20 protein-coding genes and 1 riboswitch are annotated in these 20,999 nt (G+C 40.4%); of the genes, 3 read left to right on the top strand and 17 right to left on the bottom strand.

The features are described from left to right. Positions 1-4: 4 nt before the first annotated feature. From NYE72_RS27135 to NYE72_RS27145, 3 genes are all read right to left on the bottom strand, one after another. Positions 5-991: a phosphotransferase gene (locus tag NYE72_RS27135; protein WP_339210845.1), complete on the bottom strand. Its 987-nt coding sequence runs from the start codon at positions 989-991 to the stop codon at positions 5-7. An 85-nt stretch (positions 992-1,076) separates the two neighbouring features. Then, a complete protein-coding gene (gene thiC, locus NYE72_RS27140) occupies positions 1,077-2,819 on the bottom strand; it encodes a phosphomethylpyrimidine synthase ThiC (protein WP_339210847.1) in 1,743 nt (580 codons plus the stop codon). A 102-nt stretch (positions 2,820-2,921) separates the two neighbouring features. Next, positions 2,922-3,031: riboswitch (TPP riboswitch) on the bottom strand. Between the two features lie 71 nt (positions 3,032-3,102). After that, entirely contained in the window at positions 3,103-5,154 is a 2,052-nt protein-coding gene (locus NYE72_RS27145) for a beta-galactosidase (protein ID WP_339212118.1), read from the bottom strand. 170 nt (positions 5,155-5,324) lie between these two features. On the opposite strand from NYE72_RS27145, the gene NYE72_RS27150 reads away from it, so the two are divergent. After that, on the top strand, positions 5,325-6,158 hold the full coding sequence (locus NYE72_RS27150) for an AraC family transcriptional regulator (protein ID WP_111505655.1): 834 nt from the start codon (positions 5,325-5,327) through the stop codon (positions 6,156-6,158). Between the two features lie 55 nt (positions 6,159-6,213). Here NYE72_RS27150 and NYE72_RS27155 read toward each other — a convergent pair whose 3' ends face one another. From NYE72_RS27155 to NYE72_RS27200, 10 genes are all read right to left on the bottom strand, one after another. Then, a complete protein-coding gene (locus NYE72_RS27155; protein ID WP_339210849.1) occupies positions 6,214-6,738 on the bottom strand; it encodes a hypothetical protein in 525 nt (174 codons plus the stop codon). A 30-nt stretch (positions 6,739-6,768) separates the two neighbouring features. Next, positions 6,769-7,269, bottom strand: coding sequence for a hypothetical protein (locus tag NYE72_RS27160; protein ID WP_052097341.1), 501 nt, complete (start codon positions 7,267-7,269; stop codon positions 6,769-6,771). A 40-nt stretch (positions 7,270-7,309) separates the two neighbouring features. After that, a complete protein-coding gene (locus tag NYE72_RS27165) occupies positions 7,310-8,173 on the bottom strand; it encodes a hypothetical protein (protein WP_339210851.1) in 864 nt (287 codons plus the stop codon). A 24-nt stretch (positions 8,174-8,197) separates the two neighbouring features. Next, positions 8,198-8,719: an AAA family ATPase gene (locus tag NYE72_RS27170; RefSeq protein ID WP_038573402.1), complete on the bottom strand. Its 522-nt coding sequence runs from the start codon at positions 8,717-8,719 to the stop codon at positions 8,198-8,200. 102 nt (positions 8,720-8,821) lie between these two features. Then, the gene (locus NYE72_RS27175) at positions 8,822-9,274 is read right to left on the bottom strand and encodes a hypothetical protein (protein WP_339210853.1); all 453 of its coding nucleotides are present in this window, start codon (positions 9,272-9,274) and stop codon (positions 8,822-8,824) included. After that, complete coding sequence (locus NYE72_RS27180) at positions 9,246-10,226, bottom strand: phosphotransferase (RefSeq protein WP_076273175.1); 981 nt, start codon at positions 10,224-10,226, stop codon at positions 9,246-9,248. Before NYE72_RS27180 ends, NYE72_RS27175 begins: the two co-directional genes overlap by 29 nt. A gap of 249 nt (positions 10,227-10,475) precedes the next feature. Next, positions 10,476-10,847, bottom strand: a complete 372-nt coding sequence (locus NYE72_RS27185; protein WP_036681355.1) for an iron chaperone — start codon at positions 10,845-10,847, stop codon at positions 10,476-10,478. Between the two features lie 58 nt (positions 10,848-10,905). Next, positions 10,906-11,340, bottom strand: a complete 435-nt coding sequence (locus tag NYE72_RS27190; RefSeq protein ID WP_076105562.1) for a hypothetical protein — start codon at positions 11,338-11,340, stop codon at positions 10,906-10,908. Beyond that, the gene (locus NYE72_RS27195; RefSeq protein WP_038573407.1) at positions 11,324-11,542 is read right to left on the bottom strand and encodes a helix-turn-helix transcriptional regulator; all 219 of its coding nucleotides are present in this window, start codon (positions 11,540-11,542) and stop codon (positions 11,324-11,326) included. The genes NYE72_RS27190 and NYE72_RS27195 overlap by 17 nt, the downstream gene beginning before the upstream one ends. Before the next feature lie 471 nt (positions 11,543-12,013). After that, positions 12,014-12,502, bottom strand: coding sequence for a DUF2199 domain-containing protein (locus tag NYE72_RS27200; RefSeq protein ID WP_076225266.1), 489 nt, complete (start codon positions 12,500-12,502; stop codon positions 12,014-12,016). 234 nt (positions 12,503-12,736) lie between these two features. On the opposite strand from NYE72_RS27200, the gene NYE72_RS27205 reads away from it, so the two are divergent. Then, positions 12,737-13,939: a polysaccharide deacetylase family protein gene (locus NYE72_RS27205; RefSeq protein ID WP_339210857.1), complete on the top strand. Its 1,203-nt coding sequence runs from the start codon at positions 12,737-12,739 to the stop codon at positions 13,937-13,939. Between the two features lie 176 nt (positions 13,940-14,115). Here the strand turns inward: NYE72_RS27205 and NYE72_RS27210 are convergent, their stop codons facing one another. Further along, positions 14,116-14,520, bottom strand: a complete 405-nt coding sequence (locus tag NYE72_RS27210; protein WP_339210858.1) for a GNAT family N-acetyltransferase — start codon at positions 14,518-14,520, stop codon at positions 14,116-14,118. Between the two features lie 425 nt (positions 14,521-14,945). Beyond that, complete coding sequence (locus NYE72_RS27215) at positions 14,946-15,740, bottom strand: MerR family transcriptional regulator (RefSeq protein WP_339210860.1); 795 nt, start codon at positions 15,738-15,740, stop codon at positions 14,946-14,948. 256 nt (positions 15,741-15,996) lie between these two features. Here NYE72_RS27215 and NYE72_RS27220 point away from each other — a divergent pair, with 256 nt between their 5' ends. After that, complete coding sequence (locus NYE72_RS27220) at positions 15,997-16,671, top strand: DUF4097 family beta strand repeat-containing protein (RefSeq protein WP_339210862.1); 675 nt, start codon at positions 15,997-15,999, stop codon at positions 16,669-16,671. A gap of 475 nt (positions 16,672-17,146) precedes the next feature. On the opposite strand, the gene glmS is transcribed toward NYE72_RS27220, so the two are convergent. Together glmS and glmM are read right to left on the bottom strand one after the other, a co-directional pair. Next, positions 17,147-18,979 carry a glutamine--fructose-6-phosphate transaminase (isomerizing) gene (glmS, locus tag NYE72_RS27225; RefSeq protein ID WP_036681297.1) on the bottom strand — a complete coding sequence of 611 codons (1,833 nt, stop codon included), beginning with the start codon at positions 18,977-18,979 and terminating at the stop codon, positions 17,147-17,149. Between the two features lie 640 nt (positions 18,980-19,619). After that, on the bottom strand, positions 19,620-20,960 hold the full coding sequence (glmM, locus tag NYE72_RS27230) for a phosphoglucosamine mutase (RefSeq protein WP_036681292.1): 1,341 nt from the start codon (positions 20,958-20,960) through the stop codon (positions 19,620-19,622). Positions 20,961-20,999 lie beyond the last annotated feature (39 nt).

Consider the following 20,999-nt stretch of genomic DNA (forward strand, 5'->3'; position numbering starts at 1 on the left):
TTCACTATAAGTTGCCTAAGATAGCATGCAAGTTATTCAGGTTCTTAGCAAGCCAATTCATTTCTTTTGCAAAACGTTTTGGAGGTACACTATGTTTGTCCATCTCGGCATTAATCCACCATGGGCTTTCCATATACCACAACAACTGCAATGATTTTGTTAAATCCCCCTGCTCCACCGTTCGTTCCTCACGATATCCGTCAATAAATGCTGAGGCTAGTGCTCCATCTAAATCTTCATCTAGAGCACATGACATCACTGCTCGCGCTACATCTAGCTGCGGATAATCATATTTGAACCGATCAAAATCTAGAATTGCAGACAATTGGCTATCTTGAAATAAAAGATTATCAACCCATAAATCACGATGTGCCCATCCAGCTTCAAGTCCTTCGAATATTTCCGGATCTATTTCTTCAGTCGCTCTTAGTTGTATCTCTAGGTCAGTGATAAGTGAGGTTTTGCCCATTTCCTTTGATTGTTGTAGGAGTACATTCCAATGTTCTAAACGTTCCTCAGGGCTTTGTGGAATAAATTGTGGGGTTCTTTTCAAACTAATGGTCCCATCATTTAATAAACGATGCATTTTACCTGTGGCACGACCCAAATCAAACATTTGATGGATATTAATCTTACCCGGCTCTATGACACGGCCTTCACAATATTCCATTGCCATAAACGTTTCTCCCTGATCTGATTCCAGTAAAACATTATTGTTATAAGCCAACAATCCGGGACATGGGAGCCCCTGTAGATACAATCTTTTCTGTTGAGAAAAGGCAAAGTTCAGCTCTTCTGGGTTATACAATTTATATCTTTTTTTGTTGTATTGTTTAAGTAGAAATTGCCCTGAATCCGTTGTGATTTTCCATTTAAGATTTAACCAGCCACGTTTTATTGGGGTAGCATGAAGGACTTTCAATCCAAAAAAATGATAGAAACTATTACTTAAATCCTCTAAAATGGCTTCCTCTGAACGAATCGCTTCCATTTCATCAACTCCTATCTATTCAAAGTATAAAAGAAGAAGCCGCCAATGACGACTTCTTTTAGATATTTCTTTTTAGCAGAAAAAGTTATCTATAAATGAGGCTCCCGCCTTGGAGAAATTCTTGTGCCTTCTCTTGCATTCCTGATTCAATTCTCGTCGTATTCCGGATATTATGAGAGATCTTCATACTGCAAAATTTCGGCCCGCACATGGAACAGAAATGAGCTGTTTTAGCGCCTTCCGCAGGCAATGTCTCATCATGATATTCGAGCGCTCGCTCAGGATCTAACGATAAATGAAATTGATCACGCCAACGAAATTCAAAACGGGCTTTCGAAAGAGCGTTATCCCGGTCTTGTGCTCCTTTATGCCCTTTCGCCAAATCTGCGGCATGTGCCGCTATTTTATAAGTAATGACCCCTACACGTACATCTTCCTTATTAGGCAGGCCAAGATGCTCCTTCGGAGTTACGTAACATAACATTGCTGTACCGAACCAACCAATCATCGCTGCACCTATAGCAGAGGTAATATGATCATACCCCGGTGCAATATCTGTAGTCAGTGGACCTAACGTATAAAAAGGGGCTTCGTTGCAAGTTTCAAGTTGCTTATCCATATTCTCTTTAATCAAGTGCATCGGCACATGTCCTGGACCCTCTACCATCACCTGTACATCATGACTCCAAGCCATAGCTGTTAATTCACCTAACGTCTCTAACTCGGCAAATTGTGCTTCATCATTCGCATCAGCAATCGAACCCGGACGTAATCCATCGCCTAGGGAAAAAGAAACATCGTACAGCTTCATGATTTCACATATCTCTTCAAAATGTGTATATAAAAAGTTCTCTTGATGATGCGCAAGACACCATGCCGCCATAATGGAGCCACCTCTTGAAACAATACCTGTCATACGTTGTGCCGTCAACGGGATATAACGAAGCAGAACTCCCGCATGAATGGTAAAATAGTCCACCCCTTGCTCCGCTTGCTCAATGAGCGTATCACGGTATACTTCCCACGTTAAATCTTCCGCTTTCCCATTCACTTTTTCCAAAGCTTGATAAATAGGCACCGTTCCAATAGGAACAGGAGAATTACGGATGATCCACTCGCGTGTCGTATGGATGTTTTTACCTGTGGAGAGATCCATTATATTGTCTGCACCCCAGCGGGTAGCCCATCTCATTTTCTCCACCTCTTCCTCTATGGATGAGGATACTGCGGAGTTTCCAATATTGGCATTGATCTTTACCAAAAAATTACGCCCAATAATCATTGGTTCACTCTCTGGATGATTGATATTCGCTGGAATGATGGCGCGGCCCCGGGCTACTTCATCTCTTACAAATTCCGGTGTCACATTCTCACGAATCGCAACGTATTCCATTTCCGAAGTAATAATCCCTTTGCGTGCATAATGCATTTGAGAGACATTACGCCCCTTTTTCGCTCGCAAAGGTTTTCTATGGAGCGCTGGAAACACTTCCGCCACAGCTTTTCCCGTTGCATTCCCGTTATCTTCAGGCTTCACGGTTCTTCCTTCGTACGCTTCCACATCCCCTCGTTCCTCAATCCAGCTTAGACGATTGGGCTCTAACCCCTGACGAATATCAGTATGAATATTAGCATCCGTGTAAGCCCCACTTGTGTCATAGACATGAATTGGGGCATTCTCCTCTTCGCCGTCTATGCCCGCAGTTGGACTAAGTGAGATCTCCCGCATAGGCACCTGAATATCAGGCCGTGAACCCTTTACATAGACTTTTTGACTTGCTGGAAAAGCTGATAGATTGATTGGATCGTTGTTCAATTCGCTTGTCATCTCAATTCCTCCTATAAGGTGATTTGATCAAGCGGAGACGGTCTACTCCCCACACATAGAAAAGGCCACATCTGTATAAGATGCGGCCTTAGAGTAGACAAATAGAAATAGAGCTCCATTTCCTCCGCTGGCATTATCCAGATCAGGTTAGACGGTCGATAGTTATAACTATCCTCTCAGCCTGGTCCCACCAAGCTCCCGTAACTATATAATTGCTACTTCAAAGTATAACCGAAAAGAGATAATTATCCAAATGTACTCAAATGTGAGATCAATGTGTACGTTAGTATAACACCAATACCCCAAATCCTTCCAGAAGCACCTCGCCCGACAATGTTGTGCCGCTCAGTAAATCTGTTTTGGTCTCATGAAGATGGATCGTGACAGGAGTCTCACTATAATTAAGCAAAAAAGCATAACTGGAAGAAGCTCCGGTACGGACTTGCAGCTCTACCTCTTCTGGGAGCTCCAGCCAATTTGCTGGCGATTGTAGATCAATTAATTTTATGATCTCAGCCGCTGCCTGTTCGTTAAATACGGCTCCGTAATACCAAACCTCACCCTTGCCGCGACGCTTTCTAGTTACCGCCGGTTTTCCCGCATAATAATCAGAGGCGTAAACCGCCATCACTTCAACCGAAGCTTCCTCTATTTTAAGAATATCATTAAAGTCATCTGCTCCTGTAACGACTTCGGTCGCGCCCGACCAGCTAATTGTTGTTGGCTGACGACTGCCCTTAACCATTGTGAATTCTTCAACTGTGATCCCGCATAGATCCTTAGCAGCACCTGGGAAAGGACGCATATAACATTGACCGCGCTCATCCTTATAGCCAGTTCTACAGCCGAAGATCAGTTTGCCGCCTTGTTGAACATATTCATCCAGCAGAGACGCTGTCTCATCTGTCATAATCGCTGGGTGAGGATAGATAAGCACGTCGTACCTTGCAAGCTCCACCAGCGTTGTTTTTTTGCGCAAATAGAGCACGTCATTAGGGATATGCTTCCGCTGAAGAGCCTTGTACCACTCCTTATTGCTCTTCCACATAAACGGGCCATGCCAAACATCGTATTCTCCATCCCACTCATTGTCATAATCACGAACAATAGCAACGTTAGCCTGATTATGAGTACCGATAAACGCTTGACCTGCTGCTGCCAGCTCCTGACCGATCTGCCCCGCTTCCCGCACTCTCCGGTTAGGCTGATTATGATAGTCATTGATTCCATGCCAATAAATTTCATTGCCCATCGTAGCCGTCCGCCAGCGGAAATATAACACCATATCTGCCCCATGAGCGATCGACTGATAAGTCCATAACCGCATCTGCCCGGGCTTTGGAGAAGGCATATCCATCCGGTTCACCCAGCCACCCGGGCCCGACTGCTGCTCCATAATGCAGAAATTCGGGGATATCGAACGAACAACAGATAACGACAGTCCCCAGCCTCTATCATTCAGCGGATTCCGCTCATTCGGGTCATAAAAAATAGTAGAGAACTGAGGATAGGAATCATAGCTGAAGAAATCCAGCAGTTCATCCGTCATTTCATGGCTATCGAGATGACCGAACAGACCGTTCGTGGTTACCCATTGCTTAGGGGCAAGTTTACGAATGATATCCGCTTGGTTTTTGGCAAAAGAAATTGTATTGTCCGAAATAAACCGTTTTTCATCCAATGCCTGATGAGGATTGGGTTGCTTCGGTACTGGAGTCGGACGTGGAAGATAGACCTGAGACCAGTCACTATAGCTTTGATTCCAAAAAACAGCTCCCCATGCCTCGTTCAAATGCTTAAGCGTAACATATTTCTGCTGTAGCCATTCCCGGAAGGCCTTATGGTCACTCTCCGAATAAAATTCACTGATCTCACAGTTGAGCTCATTATCAATTTGCCAGCCAACTACACCCGGATGATTGCCGTAATGTTCAGCCATTTGTTCTGCAATACGTGCACACAGTTCCCGGTATTTAGGACTGCTGTAATTATAATGGCGGCGCATGCCATGCTGAAGTGTAACACCTTCGTAGGTTACATTTAATACTTCTGGATACTTATCAGTCAACCAAGCTGGAGGCGTTGCCGTCGGAGTACCAAGTACAACCTGAAGACCATATTTATGTGCTAGATCAATCGCCCGATCAAAGAGCCCGAACTGAAACTCCCCTTCTGTGGGTTCAAAAATAGACCAAGCAAACTCCCCCATCCGAATGATCGTAAAGCCGAGTTCACGCATCCGGCGATAATCGTCCTCCCACATGTTTTCTGGCCAGTGCTCCGGATAATAACAAACGCCAAGCTCGAATTTTTCAGTTGCGACAGGTTTCTTCATCATTACCTCCAAAGTATTAAAAATATGCTTTCAATATTTTATAATTCTATTGTAGTATCAATGATAAGAGGTCTTATATAACAAAATATTGCTATCATATAACAATCTTGCGTTTATTGCCTTAATCCAACTTGCGCTCTGTTGCGCTACAGAAATGGGTGCTGCCAAACATGAAGAAACAATGGTATTTGCCGACACCGGCTTTTTCAAAATATGTCTGTTATCCTGAATTTTTGGGACATTACACTCACTTTCCACAACATACAGAGAGAAGAAGCGAAGGGTTTCTTGGGAGTTATAACCTGCATTTGATTTTTGGTGGGGAGGGTTATGTATTCCATGAGGGCGAACGTATTCCGATGAGTAGAGGACGAGGTTTTCTGTACCCAAAAGGGGCTTATCAGCAATACGGCTCTGACCCAGGCGAGCCTTGGGATGTCCGATGGGTTCATTTTAATACTGAAATTGTCCTCCCCTTATTAGAAGAAGTGGACCAGTCTCGTGCATACCTGTTCACTTTTGATTTGGATGCTAAGCTGGACGAGCTATTCGAGGAAATGTACCTACTGAGCGCTTCCTACGTGACCCGTAGCGAGCCAAGACTATCTGCTCTGCTGTATGAGCTTCTAGTTAAATTGCTGCAGAACTCCGAGCCGCTTCACGGCTCAGTACCGCACGAGGTTAGGCAGTCCATCCGGAGTGCTGCAGATATCATTCATGTCGAATGTGCCAGCCCTTGGTCTCTGGAATCGATGGCAAGATTGACCGGGTACAGCAGCTATCATTTTCTAAGGCTGTTCCGGGTGGTTATGGGCAAAACTCCAAACCGTTATTTAACCGATTGTCGGCTGGCTAAAGCCAAGCTTTTACTGGTTTCCACAGGACTCTCCATTGCTCAGGTTGCGACTCAGTCCGGTTTTGCCCAGTCCAGCTATTTCATTAAAGTGTTCAGAAGGTTTGAAGGCATGTCTCCTGTGAAATACCGGCAGGCTTTTGGGGCGTAGACGATCTTCCTTCAGTCCGTAGAGATTCAATCTTAGTCTCTTGGACTTATCACCCTTAAAGATCATCCTTAAGAGAAATTTCACTCTCAATATCTAAACTTATTGTTTCGGAATGAATCTCCCCTTCATTATCATTCCATGTAATAGATAAAGTGGTGTTTTCATAATTTTGTCTATTTTTATTTAATTCGTCATATAAATATGGACCAGTTATAGACCCGATATCAGTGTTACTTAATATTGAAACGGGTCCATCCGTTGACCTAGCTTCATTTACAAGAACTGTTTCATCCTTATTATTAGTGTTTTTTTCATTAACTTCATACTTATAATAGCTACTATTCACTAAAGAGCTTGGGTCTCCCTTGAACACTAACTTCCCATGTCCCCGTAAAATTTTGCTAGATGAAATTATTATTTTGTAATCTAAAACATCCCATGTATCCCCTGTACCCTTAAGCGTATATACTTGAACACCAGTGTTTAAATTTGTTTCGAACTCTTTATTGAAATATAAATAACTCCATATCGCATTCGAAATAATAACCACAGCTACAAGCACTAGGATTAGTTTTTTCATATCTGCTCCTTTATAAATACTCCCCAGCCATTATTTATATCTTAAATTCCACTCCTTTGACCATTTTGGGAATGCTTCTCCGGTCAATTCTTCGAGTGTTTTTCCATCAATGGTGTAAACCCAGCCCATATGTAATTCATCGAAATCAGGAAAACTATAGCCTCCTATCACTTCATCGTCTGCTTCTAGCAGAAAAATCAGGGTTTGTTTTTTTGTATTATCCTTCTCATTATCTAAGGGGTGGTTTTTAACGATTAACTTACTTGTAGTTATTTCCTTACCTATATAATCGATTGGATCAACACTTTGAACACTCCAATATTGTATGTATGGCATTTCCGTCAGCAGCTTTTTATCTAATAAATATTCAGAAACAATTCCTTCATTACTAATGATCAGATAGCCCATATCGGTAATAAATTGTTCAGCTTTGCTATATTCTTTTTTTGAATTATCGCTAATTTCCTCATCACTACATCCCAATAAAAAGATTAAGAATAACGGAATTATGATTCTCCTTAATTTTTTCATAGGTTCTCTCCTTGCATTGTTTATTATCTCCGCGCTCAATTTATAGATTAATCTTATTGTATGAATTTAGTATCATCAAACTCTTTAGCGTCTTATAGGCTCTCCATTCCAACCTCGCTGTTTCACCGGGAGGCTCCCATTTTATCTGCCATCCTCCATCATCCTCCTGTTGGTATTCTAATACTTTTAAATGATCAAGAATGGTTTCATCAGAAAATATGCTGCTACAGTAAGAAGTTGGTGATGGCGAAAATTCTAGAGGAGAGAGTCCATAACTGTGGGATGCGGCATCCAAGCAAAAAAAGTTGGCAGTAATAAGCTCCTTAGATAATTTTTGAAATAATCCTTTGATAAAATCCGATTGAGGTAAGCTTTCCAATAAATAAAATGCAGTTAAAATTGTATGCGCATCATCATAGGCTTGTGAGTGAATATCTCCCAAACAAATTTCCGTCGCTTTATCAAGCCAGGAATGTTCTATCCCTTGCCACTTAAGAAGCCCAACAAGACCAGTTAGTCTGCTAAATGATGGCTCTGTAGAAAGTGGGTTATTCCAATGTTTTGCTCTTGGATAGTTCAATGATGAAGAAAATATTGTTGGGATCCCTTTTTTTAAGTCAGCATGTTTTGAAATATAACCACATGCTTTTTGAGAGAGTTCCTCGTCTTTTATGTTACAGTCATATAAAAAACGTAGTGCAAATTCCATGAAAAGTGGCTGACTACCGGGTGCCCGTAAATCTGGCTCTATTGCATTTCCAAACCCACCATCTTCGTTCTGGTAGGCTATTAGAGAAGTCACAACATTGCTTATTGATCCACCGTGGAAAATATATTCAAAAACCCTTCTTTCTAATAATCTGCCATGTGTCCAAATGAAATGGGCTGCTTTTTCAAAATCCATCTGTTCCCCTCCTCAAAATTTACGCTAAGCATTTAAGTATTCAATGACACTTTTAATATAGGATTCAATCGGTTCCTTTGTATTAACAATATGTATTCTGACATTAGAGGGCTTTTTAGCATTTTCAATAGTTTTAAGTAATGTCTCTTCAGAAGGCACTCTTTCAATCTGGCTAATCATTCTTTTTCTATTTCGCAGTCTATTATTGAGCTCGTCATAGTCATTTAATAAACATTCTACATATTTATATTCCGCATTATATTTCTGGGTCAGATTCAATCCTCTCTCTATCATTTCAGAATATAAACAAGGGCTATCGAGTATAACATTATGACCTTGAGATAAGTGAAAATCTATCAAGGCCCATTCAATATCATACGAAATTTCCCCAACTTCCTTGAACCCAAAGTTTGCTCCAAGTGATTCCATAAGAGAAGACTTTACAATGTCGTGATCAAGAATAACAGCAGAAGTATGCTGCGCTATTACTCTGGCTAATGAAGACTTCCCTGATCCGGGGTATCCAGACATCTGAAGAAAAAACAACGAGGGCCACTTCCTTTCAGCATAGTCTTGGGTCTTCCACAGACATAAATGAGCTCATAGCGTGAATTCTATGTTAGCTGATATGTATTCTTCTTCGAAAATCTATTCGAGTATTATCTCTTCTGCTTTATTGTTCCATGTTAGCATTAACTTTATTGTCTGTTTATTTAAATCCAATTCATTTGAAAATTCAGTCATTTTCATTTTCAAACCACCCTCTGTCTTACTCTTACCGAAACCTCCCTTAGTATTAAAATACTCACTTGAATACTCAAATATAAAAATCTTTATGGTAGGTTCAGTCCCTATATAATTGATTTCGTAATTTATCTCACCTGTTGATTCATTATGCTCAATAATCGTTTCCCAATAATCACCTTTTCCGTACTTCTGAACCCAATGGCTATTGCACCCGGAGACTAAAGTTATACACAGAACGAATAGAATAACTAAAGATATCTTTGTATGTTTTATTATATTCACCTCTATTCTAACAACAGAATTCCAACTATCTTTTAAGTTCAGGCTATATTTCGACGAGATTCTTATAAGCATTTATCGACTTCCATATAAGCTCCTCATCCTTAATTCCTTCATGAACAAATAACTTTATTGGAAAAAAGAGTCCTTCCATAATCGATAATCTAACGTCCTCCACAAATTGTGTGTACGTGTATGCGCTCCTGATTTTATTGTTAATTGAATGAAAATACAGATCAAAAATACGTGTAGTCTCCTCACTGCCATGAAACAAATCGTGGATAAATAACATAACGAGATCCTCCGTACAAAGCCCCACCTTCACAGCTTCAAGATCAATGATGCACGGCCTTGAACTGCTAAACATCGGATATAATAAATTGCCAACATTTAGATCACCATGAATGCATGTGGTATTTTGATATCTGGATATACGACTAATATGTTTCTGGGCATTTTCACGCAAGCTAAGTAAACTCTTCTCGTAAATACTAAACTGTTCTTCCCCAAGGTTATAAGTCTGGTGCTTTCTAAAAGCTAGATAATCTCTCTCCAAATACGAAATATGCTTTAAATAATGCTCTGTACTTTTCAAATGCTCGGGATGAGCTAACTCGCTTGTCCCCCAAGAAGCAGAATGAAACTGTACGATCACATCAATAATGTTTGCTAATTTATCAGAATCAATAGGTACTTCCCAGTCAGCTAAATTGGTATGTGTCGGGGTCAGATCTTCCATCAACAATATCCCCTCTTGTCCGACTGTATCATATTTATTAAAAAAGACTCTCGGAATAGATACATCCTTGGTATAGTAATGATTATAAATCATATTTTCATATGGAATATGATCTGACTTTGTGATTTTCTCTAATAACGACAAAACCTTATTGTCTTTCGTATACACTTCTATTTTATTGAGTGCTGCTCGATTGCGTATTTCTTGTTTTGTTCTTTTAATCTCAAGAATCTCAGGAACACCCTGACCTCTTAATAGCTCTAATAGTTGATCATCGTTTAGTAGCATTTTCATCCTCCAATCTGAATTGGCTCTCGCCTACAGTAGCCATTTGTCTCACTTCCATTTTTCAGCATTCATCAGGTTGAACTAACGTGTATAAATTCGCTTTCAACATTCCATCCACCTTCCAAAATATTGAATATTTCACGCTGAGAATTTAAATAAAAAAGACAAATCACGTATTAAAGTGACTTGTCCTCCGGTGCTTCCACATATAAATTTGCTTAAAATGAATTGAACGCTAAATAATACGTTTTATTTCCGCCAAAAAGTTGAACAGTCTGCCTTATCCAAAATATTAAACTCGATCATTTTTTCAAGTAATGAGAAATCAACTGGACTTTCCCATCGGATGCGTAATAACTGCTTGGTATGATCATAACCTGCCTGCACAATTTCATCAGAAAAACGATTAATTCCTGCAATTTCAGGGGCAACCGCCAAATGATGTTTGGATACACTGAAGCCAATAATAAAAGTCTCGTGATCGGTAAACATAGGCTGATTCCACGCAACTTTTGGCTTTAAATCAGTAAATTTTCCAGCTACCCAAGCCAAAACTTCTTCCATTCTTTCCCGATGTTGCGGGTTATCAATCTGCGCTAAATATTCTGCAAATACTTCCATGTCATTCTCTCCTAAAAAAATATTTTCGAATAGTCTATTTGATGTTACGTCATATCAACTACATTCTCTTAGCATAATAATTAAACAGGAAGATTCCTAAGGAGATTTGAAAAATAAAAACACCACATAACACAGTGACTACAGTTTGATCTACTCCCATTAAACTAAATACAACAGTTAGAGCCATTAGGATGTAAAAGTTAACAATATTAGTTTTCCAACCGGCTTTTTCTCTTATTCTTATTTTCCGTTCGTCATTAGCCTCAATTTTACTCATTCTAACTTTCTCATCATTCTTTACTTTGTTCTGAGGCTTATTAAGCCATAACGAATACCCCATATTTCCTACTCCAAGCACTGCAAGGACTGAACCCACACCAATGAGCAAACCGGAAATTCCTTTTAGCTTCTCGTCGATTAAAATAAATCCACCCATATAAACCATAGTAGCACCTGCAATTGTTAAGAACACCCATTTACTCGCCGTTTTCATTACCCAGCTCCTCCTCGTAAATGAAAATATCTTCAATACTCATTTCAAAAAATCGCGCAATCTTAAATGCAAGAATGATGGATGGGTTATACCGGCCATTTTCAAGTGAACCAATCGTTTGCCTGGATACTTCCAATTTATCCGCTAGTTCTTCTTGTTTAATACCTTTTTCTTTTCTAATCTCTTCAAGCCTGTTTTTCAATATCTTACCTCCTGAAGCAATTATGGAAAGTTAACTTTCCGTAAGAATAACACATTGAAGTATGTATGTAAAGCTAACTTTCCATCAGCTGAAATTGATTGCAATTTAACCCGTGATCTTTATAGGTGTAATGATTTAGGGCACGCCTTGTTGATACTACATCTGTAGAATTGGGCATGAAAAAACGCCACTCGTTAACTCCTTTATAGGAGTACGGGGTGACGCTGAGTGTTTCACGGGCGACAACTTATGAAAGAAAAGTTCAGTTAGCTTAGCCTGTTTCAAGAATATCCCATCCGAAAGTTTGCCTTTTGGATAAAAAAGTCCCGATGATTATTCACATCATCGGGACTAACCGTATCATTGTCAGCAGAAAATAAAGTCTTAGACTTAGCAGACCAAGGAGAGCGGCGTAGATATGATTTAGTAATCTGCCGGCAGCTTCTTCGACTATACATTCAAATTCTTCTCTTACTGACTATGATTTATTAAATGAGCAATTTCTTTAACTCTCCCCATTGTAATTCCTTCTCTTTGTTCAACTGCAAGTGGATGATTCGTTTGTTCTAATTCTATTAACGGAACAGCACCAACCTCTTGTGTATGTACCATTGTCTTTAACGATAATGTAGTTATTGGATATATTGAAAGTTCAGTCGATAACCAACCAAAATAAGGTTCTTCCGTTTTCCTTCCTTCTACGTGCAATAATTCATTAGACTTCAGAAAGTTTTCTTCACTAAGAGAAACCCAAACACTCCATATAAATTTCTCTTTGCTATCAATTATTGGTATTTCAATATGGCCTCTAATAAAGAAATGCTGTTCATCAATTACACAAAAATCTCTAATTAATTCTGTTCTCTTCTCTTCTGGTACAGTGTAAAAATAATATGGTGCTTCACTTCCGTAACATAAAGGAAGTTCACTTAATTCGTTGTTACAGTGAGGGCATTTCATGTTTTCTGCTCCTTATAGTTTCTCGCCGATTTCTTATAACGTCTTATTCGGGAACTTTGTGATAATTCCATCTTTTGAATATTCGCGAAATTACTGAGTTATCCTGCCCTTTACTTCTATAAAAAGGGCAACTCTGATCGGCTGAAAAACTGTCCAAGAAACCCTGTCACATTTTTTGGTGTCTGAAGCGTTATATATATATTAATGCAATCAGGATGCAGGGAGACTTGAACATTGAAACTAAACAAACTGAAACTAAAAAAATATTATATCCTCGTTATTTTATCGCTAATGGTCTGCTTGTCTACTTTTCTTACGTATAAAACTATGTCTAAGCTGGAAATCACCAGTGTTGACGGATACAAGATCACAACAGATGCCTATGTTCTGAATCCGGATCATGAATTTATGCTTGCTATAGACGTAGCTGAGCAGGTTCTTAATGCCCGTATCGGCTGGGAGAAGCAGAATCCACTTCCCGAGGGCATTTACTACAAAGATCAGGTGGCGGTACTCATGTACCATCATCTCACAGAAGAATCGTTATCGCTTTATCCCGGTGTATTATCCGCAGAACAGTTTGATGAACAAATGCGGCTGCTGAAGCAGGAGAGCTTTCAGGTCATTACGATGGAGCAATACCGGCAGTTTATGCTGGAGAATGCTCCGGTTCCCGATAATGCAGTTCTGCTGACTTTTGATGATGGTTATGAGAGCTTTTATAAGCTGGCGTTTCCTATTCTGCAAAAGCACGGCTACACCGCAATTAACTTCATCATTGTTTCTGATGTTGATAACCCGGATGGGCGGAAGGTACCAAAACTGACCTGGGAGCAGATGAGGGAGATGAGACGTGCCGGAATGGGCTTCTATAATCATACGTACAATCTGCATTATTATGGCGTTGTCGATGCAGAAGGAGGTACCCGTCCGTCGGCGAGTGCCTTGTTGTACATTGATGATGAGAACCGCAATGAGCTGAATGAAGAATACTACAGAAGGGTAACCGGGGACCTGGCTCTGGCGGAACGCAGGCTAAAGGAAGAGCTAGGCAATACGGATTCAGCTATTGCTTTTCCCTATGGTTCCTATAATGAAAAGCTGCTGGATGCAAGCGATTCACTCGGAATTAAATTGAAATTCAATACCCGGGAGGGCTTAAGCTCCAGAACGAATCTGAACGCACCGCGGATTAACGAAGGAGACGAAACCCTCACCGCGGCTTTATCCATAGAACAGCTGAAGCATACTGAGCCTCTGATGGAGTTGACTGTGAATTCCAGAAAGGTCCCTCTTATCGGGACTCAGCCGCAGTTGAGGAATGGGAAATTGATGGTTCCGTTAGCCCCGCTAAGCAGATCACTGGGGATAGAGATGCATTACGACCGCCGCAGCCGGACATTGAAACTGACACACAGCAGCTTGAACAAGGCTTGAGTGATAGCTCAAATTTCGCACCATAGATATCAGAGGGAATACGAACGGTATCAAGCGAGTGATAATCGGACGCATGGAGGAATCTTTTACCCACGTGGCTGAAATCGTCAAATTCATAAAAAATAAGTATTTGACTACCGCTGTTGTTGTTCAGTTATCGTGACCCGTTAGTTTAATCATATCAACTCTGAGATAAACATTGGTGTAGCTCCATCCTCTGTATTAAAGCCAATTTTATTATAGAAATTCACTGCATGAGGATAAGAAATTAATACTTTTGTTTTACACCCTTTATATCTATCAAGCATTATATTCATCATTTCCTTTCCTATACCTATACTCTGATAACTCGGATTAATAAGCATATAATGAAAATATACCGTTAAAACACCATCTGACAAAGCATTTATTAAACCGACAAGCTTTCCTCCTTCCCAAGCGGTAACAATTGAATGAGACCCTCCGATTGCTTGTAAAAGCTCGTTTGGATACTTGCCAGACTCCCATTCTACCGAAAGAAATAACTCTTGGAGTGCATCCTTAGTGATATCCTCTTTGCTTGAAGCGTAATAAATACTCACCCCTATACCTTCCTTTCATAAAACTAACTACGGCACAGCATCTGTTTTAAACTCCCATATTTCGATGGTTTTGCAATCCTTACGAAGCCATAAAATAATACCAACAAAGAAATTTCGGATTTATCAAAGTGAATAATCACTTTATTTACCTCAATATACTATTAAAAATATGTATAGAAAATGGATTAACTGAAGTGGAATTTGTATTTATTCACATTAGAGAATTCATGATAATACTTTTTTCACTTAAGCATACAAATCCTAAGAGGCATATAGCGTTAATCTGCCAGTTAGCTAAATAGATAACATTGAACAATAGTTAAATATTTAGCTAATCGGCGAAGTATAACGTTCTTGTCCTCAGCCTGGGGCAAGAAACGTGATTGCTTAATCAAAAAAAAGCCGCTAAATTAGCGACTTTTAATCTAACATGTGCTTTTCTTAATGAACAGTTGTATCTGATAATCCCACTGCAATATTCCAGTCACAATAATGTTATGAAGAACAAAATCTGGACACACATCGTATTCCGTCTTTGCCCTTTCAAGTAAATTTTGTAATACAGCATTCTTATTCTCTTCGGTACAGTTTGCACACAGATAGTCCCCTTCTGGTAGCACAGTTAACCCCTCTAAAGACGGATATTTCAAGCAAACAGCAAATAACCGTGTTATTCCTTCAGTCGTAAACATTCCCGCCATATCTTCAAACAGAAATTGTGAATGCAGAGAAGTCTCAATTTGTTGATAGAAATGTCTGTGATAGTCCCATAAATTCTTAAGTGTGGGGCTTTCCATTTTATTCGAAAACATAATTACCCTTTCCTCTATGTGTCTGACAAAGTAATTTTCATTTTGACTATAATCGTTGTGGAACTTATTTTCATAATGTAGATAGGCACGTTTAATTTTCGATTTTGCATACTGCAGACGAGCAATTTTATCGTCTGCTCTTTTTTCTGCCTGTTTTAGAAAATCAATTACTTTAGAGAGATCATTCTGCTGCAATATATCTTTAATATCCATTAAAGTAAGATCCATTGCTTTGAGCAGTTCAATGGTTTGCAGCTTTACGAGCTCCTGCTCGGAATAGTATCGATATCCCGACAATTCATCTTTATGGCATGGCTTGACTAACCCAATACGATCATAGTGCCGCAAGGTCTCACTGGTCATCTCTACGATTTCTGCTGCTTGCTTAATTGTAAAATAGTTGTTCATATCTACCCTCTTGACCTTTTTGTAACACAAAAGTTTATGATGATTAAAACATATGCGACTGATAAACGCAACGAAATACAAAAATGATCCGATCCAACTCTTGCAACATATTTGGGTAGACTTTTTCAAGATCATTATGTTTAGCTCTAATGCTTAGTTGCATATCGCAATTTTTTTTGCAGAGCAGCTTAGGATTGGTATTCGTAGGACTGGCTATATTAAAAAGAAAAATGATTTAAAAAAGGAGCATTTTATAATGAAAAGTACTGCAAAAAAATTACTAACTACTATAGGCATATTGGTGACACTATTGATATCATTGGCAGGATGCTCCTCCCACTCCACTTCCATGGAGGAAAAAAATTACATCATCCCTGCCCAAAAGATTGATACCTTAACAATTGATGTAAAGGACAAAAAAATAACTATCCTCCAATCTAAAGATGAACAAATTCATATTGTTTACTATGAAAGTGAGAAAGATTTTTACAAGATTGATCTATCTGATGATAAAGAACTATCAATGGTAAGTGACAGTAATAAGGAATGGAACGACTATACCGGAGGAAAAGGCTCGCAAGTAACCAGAACTATTCAGGTATGGATACCTGATGCAACTTTAAAAAATTTGACTTTAAAAACATCAAATGAAAGTATTGTATTACCAACAATCGCGTTTTTGGGGACAGTGGAAGTAAACATAAATAACGGAAATATCCAACTGGACAAATTGAATGCAGGGACGGCTATAACCCTTGAAACAAAAAACGGAAATATTAGCGGTTCAATTCTAGGGTCATATGATGATTTCGCGATCTTAAGCAAGGTAAAGAAAGGAGATAGCAATTTGCCTGCCAATAAAGAGAATGGTTCAAAAAAATTATCTGCTTATACAAATAACGGAAATATTAACTTGCAATTTTCTGAGTAGCCAGTAGTTAAATATTAGCTCGTATGAAGTCAGATACAATATTGAAAGGGATAACCCCTGTTTCACTTTTGAAACTTCTGGCCTACCTCTTCGACTATTCCACCGGCCTATGACCGATACAATATCCCTCCCTCTTGTAATGGAAAATCACCTTGATAAAGTTGTTAATCCAACCCGTAAATCGATTATCTTATGATGTACCCGAGGGCCAAAATTAAGCTTGATCGTGAATTCCATCAAAATAAGGTATAAGCCGCATTACAGCGGCTTATACCTTCATGATTTTGTTTGACTGTTTTGAACCATCCTTTGGAAATGAATGTATCCGATGCATATAAAAAACACTACTAACGATATAATTTAAATAATACCGTATATTGGATATTTAAACTATCCTGCCAGTTAGCTTAATGAAGCATCTCAGTCTAATACTTTATTTTCTTTTGACAACAACTATACTTTTACATCACCAATCCTACTCCACAGTAACACTCTTCGCCAAGTTACGTGGTTTATCCACATCATGACCCAGCGCAAGAGAAGCATAATAAGACAATAATTGCAGAGGCACTACGGACAAAGCTGCTGTCAGCATTGGAAGTGTCTTTGGAATCACGAACACTTGATCAACTGATCTAAGCAGGTCAGTCAAATGCTCTTGGTGAGTGATTGCCAGCACGTCTGCGCCACGAGCTTTCACTTCTTTGATGTTGCTGACGGTCTTCTCAAGTACAGCTTCCTGAGTTGCCAGGGCAATAACTGGAACACCTTCTTCGATCAGAGCCAATGTACCGTGTTTCAATTCACCTGCAGCATAAGCTTCGGAGTGAATATAAGAAATTTCTTTCAGCTTCAAGGATCCTTCTTGAGCAACTGCATAGTCTACACCGCGGCCGATGAAGAACAAGTTTTTGTGCTCAGAAATTTGTTCAGCATAACCTTTGATCGCTTCTTTTTGAGCTAGGATCTCTTCCACTTGCTCTGGCAGAGATTGCATAGCTGCAAGAATCTTAGTAACTTGTGCTTCGGTTTGTGTTCCACGAACTTCAGCCAAGTAAAGAGCAAACAATCCAAATGCGATCAATTGTGAAGTGTAAGCTTTGGTCGAAGCTACTGCAATTTCCGGACCCGCCAAGGTTACCAACACATCGTTCGCTTCCCGAGCAATAGAGCTGCCCACTACGTTAGTGATCGCCAATACGTGTGCCCCGTTAGCTTGTGCTTCACGCAGAGCTGCCAAAGTATCTGCAGTCTCACCGGATTGGCTGACTACGATAACCAAAGTTTCTGGAGTCACGATTGGTGAACGGTAACGATATTCCGAAGCAATATCATTCTCAACCGGAATACGAACCAAGGATTCGATCATAGTACGTCCTACCACACCTGCGTTGTATGCTGTTCCGCAAGCAACGACTTGAATGTTACGGATGTTCTTAATTTGTTCTTCAGTCATGTTCAATTCAGGCAATACAACCTTGTTGCCTTCCGCATTGATGCGACCACGCATTGTGTCGCGGTAAGCCTTAGGTTGCTCGTGTATTTCTTTCAACATGAAATGCTCGTAGCCGCCTTTTTCTGCGGTAACTGCATCCCAATCGACAGTAATCATTTCCCGAGAAATAAAATTGCCTTCAATCGTCATCAATTCGACAGCATCTCTTGTCAGCACAGCCATTTCGCCGTCATTCAAAATATATACGTTACGGGTATATTCAAGCAGTGCAGGAATATCTGACCCGATAAAGTTTTCTCCTTCGCCAAGACCGATAATGAGCGGGCTAGCTTGACGCACAGCCACCAGTTTATCTGGTTCATATTCAGTCAGGACGCCTAATGCAAACGCACCGCGCATGAACGTAATCGCTTTTTGTACAGCCTTCACGATATCCCCGTCATATTCGCGAGCAATCAGATGTGAAATAACTTCTGTATCTGTTTCAGAGACAAAGTGGCATCCGCCAGCGATCAGCTCTTCTTTCAGATCCAGATAGTTTTCGACAATACCGTTGTGAACTACCGAGAATTTCATGCTGTTATCCGTATGTGGATGTGAGTTCTCATCGGATGGTTTACCGTGAGTCGCCCAGCGTGTGTGTCCGATACCTGCGCTACCTGCCAGCGGGCTGTCTTGGAGCTTCGACTGCAGATTCGCCAAACGGCCTTGAGCTTTCACTACTTGCAGTCCTTCTTGGGTAAATACAGCAATACCAGCGGAATCATATCCACGATATTCCAATTTCTTCAAGCCCTCAACCAAGATCCCCTGCGAATTCTGATTACCAATATATCCTACAATACCACACATTATAATTTCCCCCGTCCGAGTTATCGTAATGTGGCGGCATAAGGAAAGAAACGTGCCGTGCGGCATGTTTTTGAGAAAAAGCAAATATTCTGTTGTATTTTAGGATCAACAAAATAAACTGTCACTTACATTCTAATGTTCATGAAATGCACAGCCTTCTCCTCTGCCGTGGCAGAAATAACGTGTTTCCTTCTGATGCGCGCACACATGAATAATATAATTTGTTGCACCCATGAAAACGTTGTGTGAAAGGTCGCCCTTTCATTTTCCGTATCCATTTACGGCTCTGGTGCATCACCGGGAGGTCCCCGCCGAACATTTCGAACACCTCCACCTCGTCAGCTTACGTCTGCCGTGATCCGTTCAAGCCATAGCCTACATAACAAGTAAGCAGCTTTCCCTTCTCCCCCGCGCTAGACCAAGCTCTGGCGCTTGCTATTGCTAACCTCACAATCCCCGCTTTCCTTCTAGAATGACACTTAATCTATTATATGCACCTTGTAGTACTTTGGCAATGGCGCACCAACCTAAATTTTACAAAACCAGTTCAAACGATCCAATCCTAAAATAAAATAACACTGGTGCAACGAGTCCGAATCGCTCTCGCTCACTGCACCAGCCTTATAGTTAAGGTAATGGATTATACCAATTCGCGTTGAACTACTTCCACAATTTGATTCACATAAAGATCCAGATCTGCCTTATCCGGTCCCTCTGCCATAACGCGGATTAGAGATTCCGTACCTGACGGACGTACAAGCACACGGCCATTGTCGCCTAGCTTGCCTTCTACTTCAGCGATAGCCGCTTCTATAGCTACGTTATTAGGGTAATTAGTCTTATCCTGTACACGAACATTGACCAGCACCTGCGGGTATTTAGTCATCATACTCTTAACTTCGCTAAGCTGTTTGCCTGTAGCCTTAAGTGTGTCTACCAGCTGAATAGCTGTAAGAATACCATCACCAGTAGTATTGTAATCCAGGAAAATAACATGTCCAGACTGTTCTCCACCTAGATTAAAGCCTCCACGACGCATTTCTTCCATAACATAACGATCCCCTACAGCTGTCTTAGCGGTATTCAGGGATAATTTCTCGGTAGCTTTATAAAATCCGATGTTACTCATAACGGTTGATACAATCGTGCTATCCTTCAGCTTACCTGCACGGTTCATCGCATCGCCACAAATACAAAGGATAAAGTCACCATCGACTTCATCACCATTATTATCAATAGCGATCAAGCGGTCTGCATCTCCGTCAAAAGCAAGTCCCAAATCAGCTCCATGACGTAAGACTTCTTCACGCAAAGTCTCTGGATGTGTCGAACCAAATCCATCATTAATATTCAATCCATCTGGCTCAGCCCCGATAGAGATCACCTCAGCGCCAAGCTCTCTGAACAGTCTTGGAGCAAGCTCATAAGCTGCGCCATGCGCACAGTCCAGTACAACCTTGATTCCCTTAAAGTCCTGAGAAATGGTAGTTTTCAAATACTCCAGATAAAGATACTTAGCATCATTATCTACGGTAACCATACCTAAACCTGAACCGATAGGACGAGGCAATTCATCTACCTCCGCATCCATAAGCTCTTCAATTTGCAGTTCGGTTTCATCTGTTAGCTTGAAGCCATCCCCACCAAAGAACTTAATGCCGTTATCCTCTACCGGATTGTGAGAAGCTGAGATCATGACGCCTGCGTCTGCTTTTAACAATCTCGTAATATAGGCAACAGCAGGTGTACTAACTACGCCTATACGGATTACATCAGCTCCAATAGACAATAAGCCCGCAATCAGCGCGGATTCCAATAAAGGACCGGAAATACGTGTATCCATTCCGATAACAACCTTCGGTTTATCCAAGTTACCCGCTAGTACATATCCTCCACAACGGCCAATGCTATAAGCCATTTCTGCAGTCAATTCACGGTTTGCTACTCCCCGCACACCGTCTGTTCCAAAATACTTCCCCATTATTTTTCTCCTTTGAATACGCTACGTTAGCTTAATGTA

This window comes from Paenibacillus sp. FSL L8-0333 (assembly GCF_037965665.1).
Classification (GTDB): domain Bacteria; phylum Bacillota; class Bacilli; order Paenibacillales; family Paenibacillaceae; genus Paenibacillus_AQ; species Paenibacillus_AQ odorifer.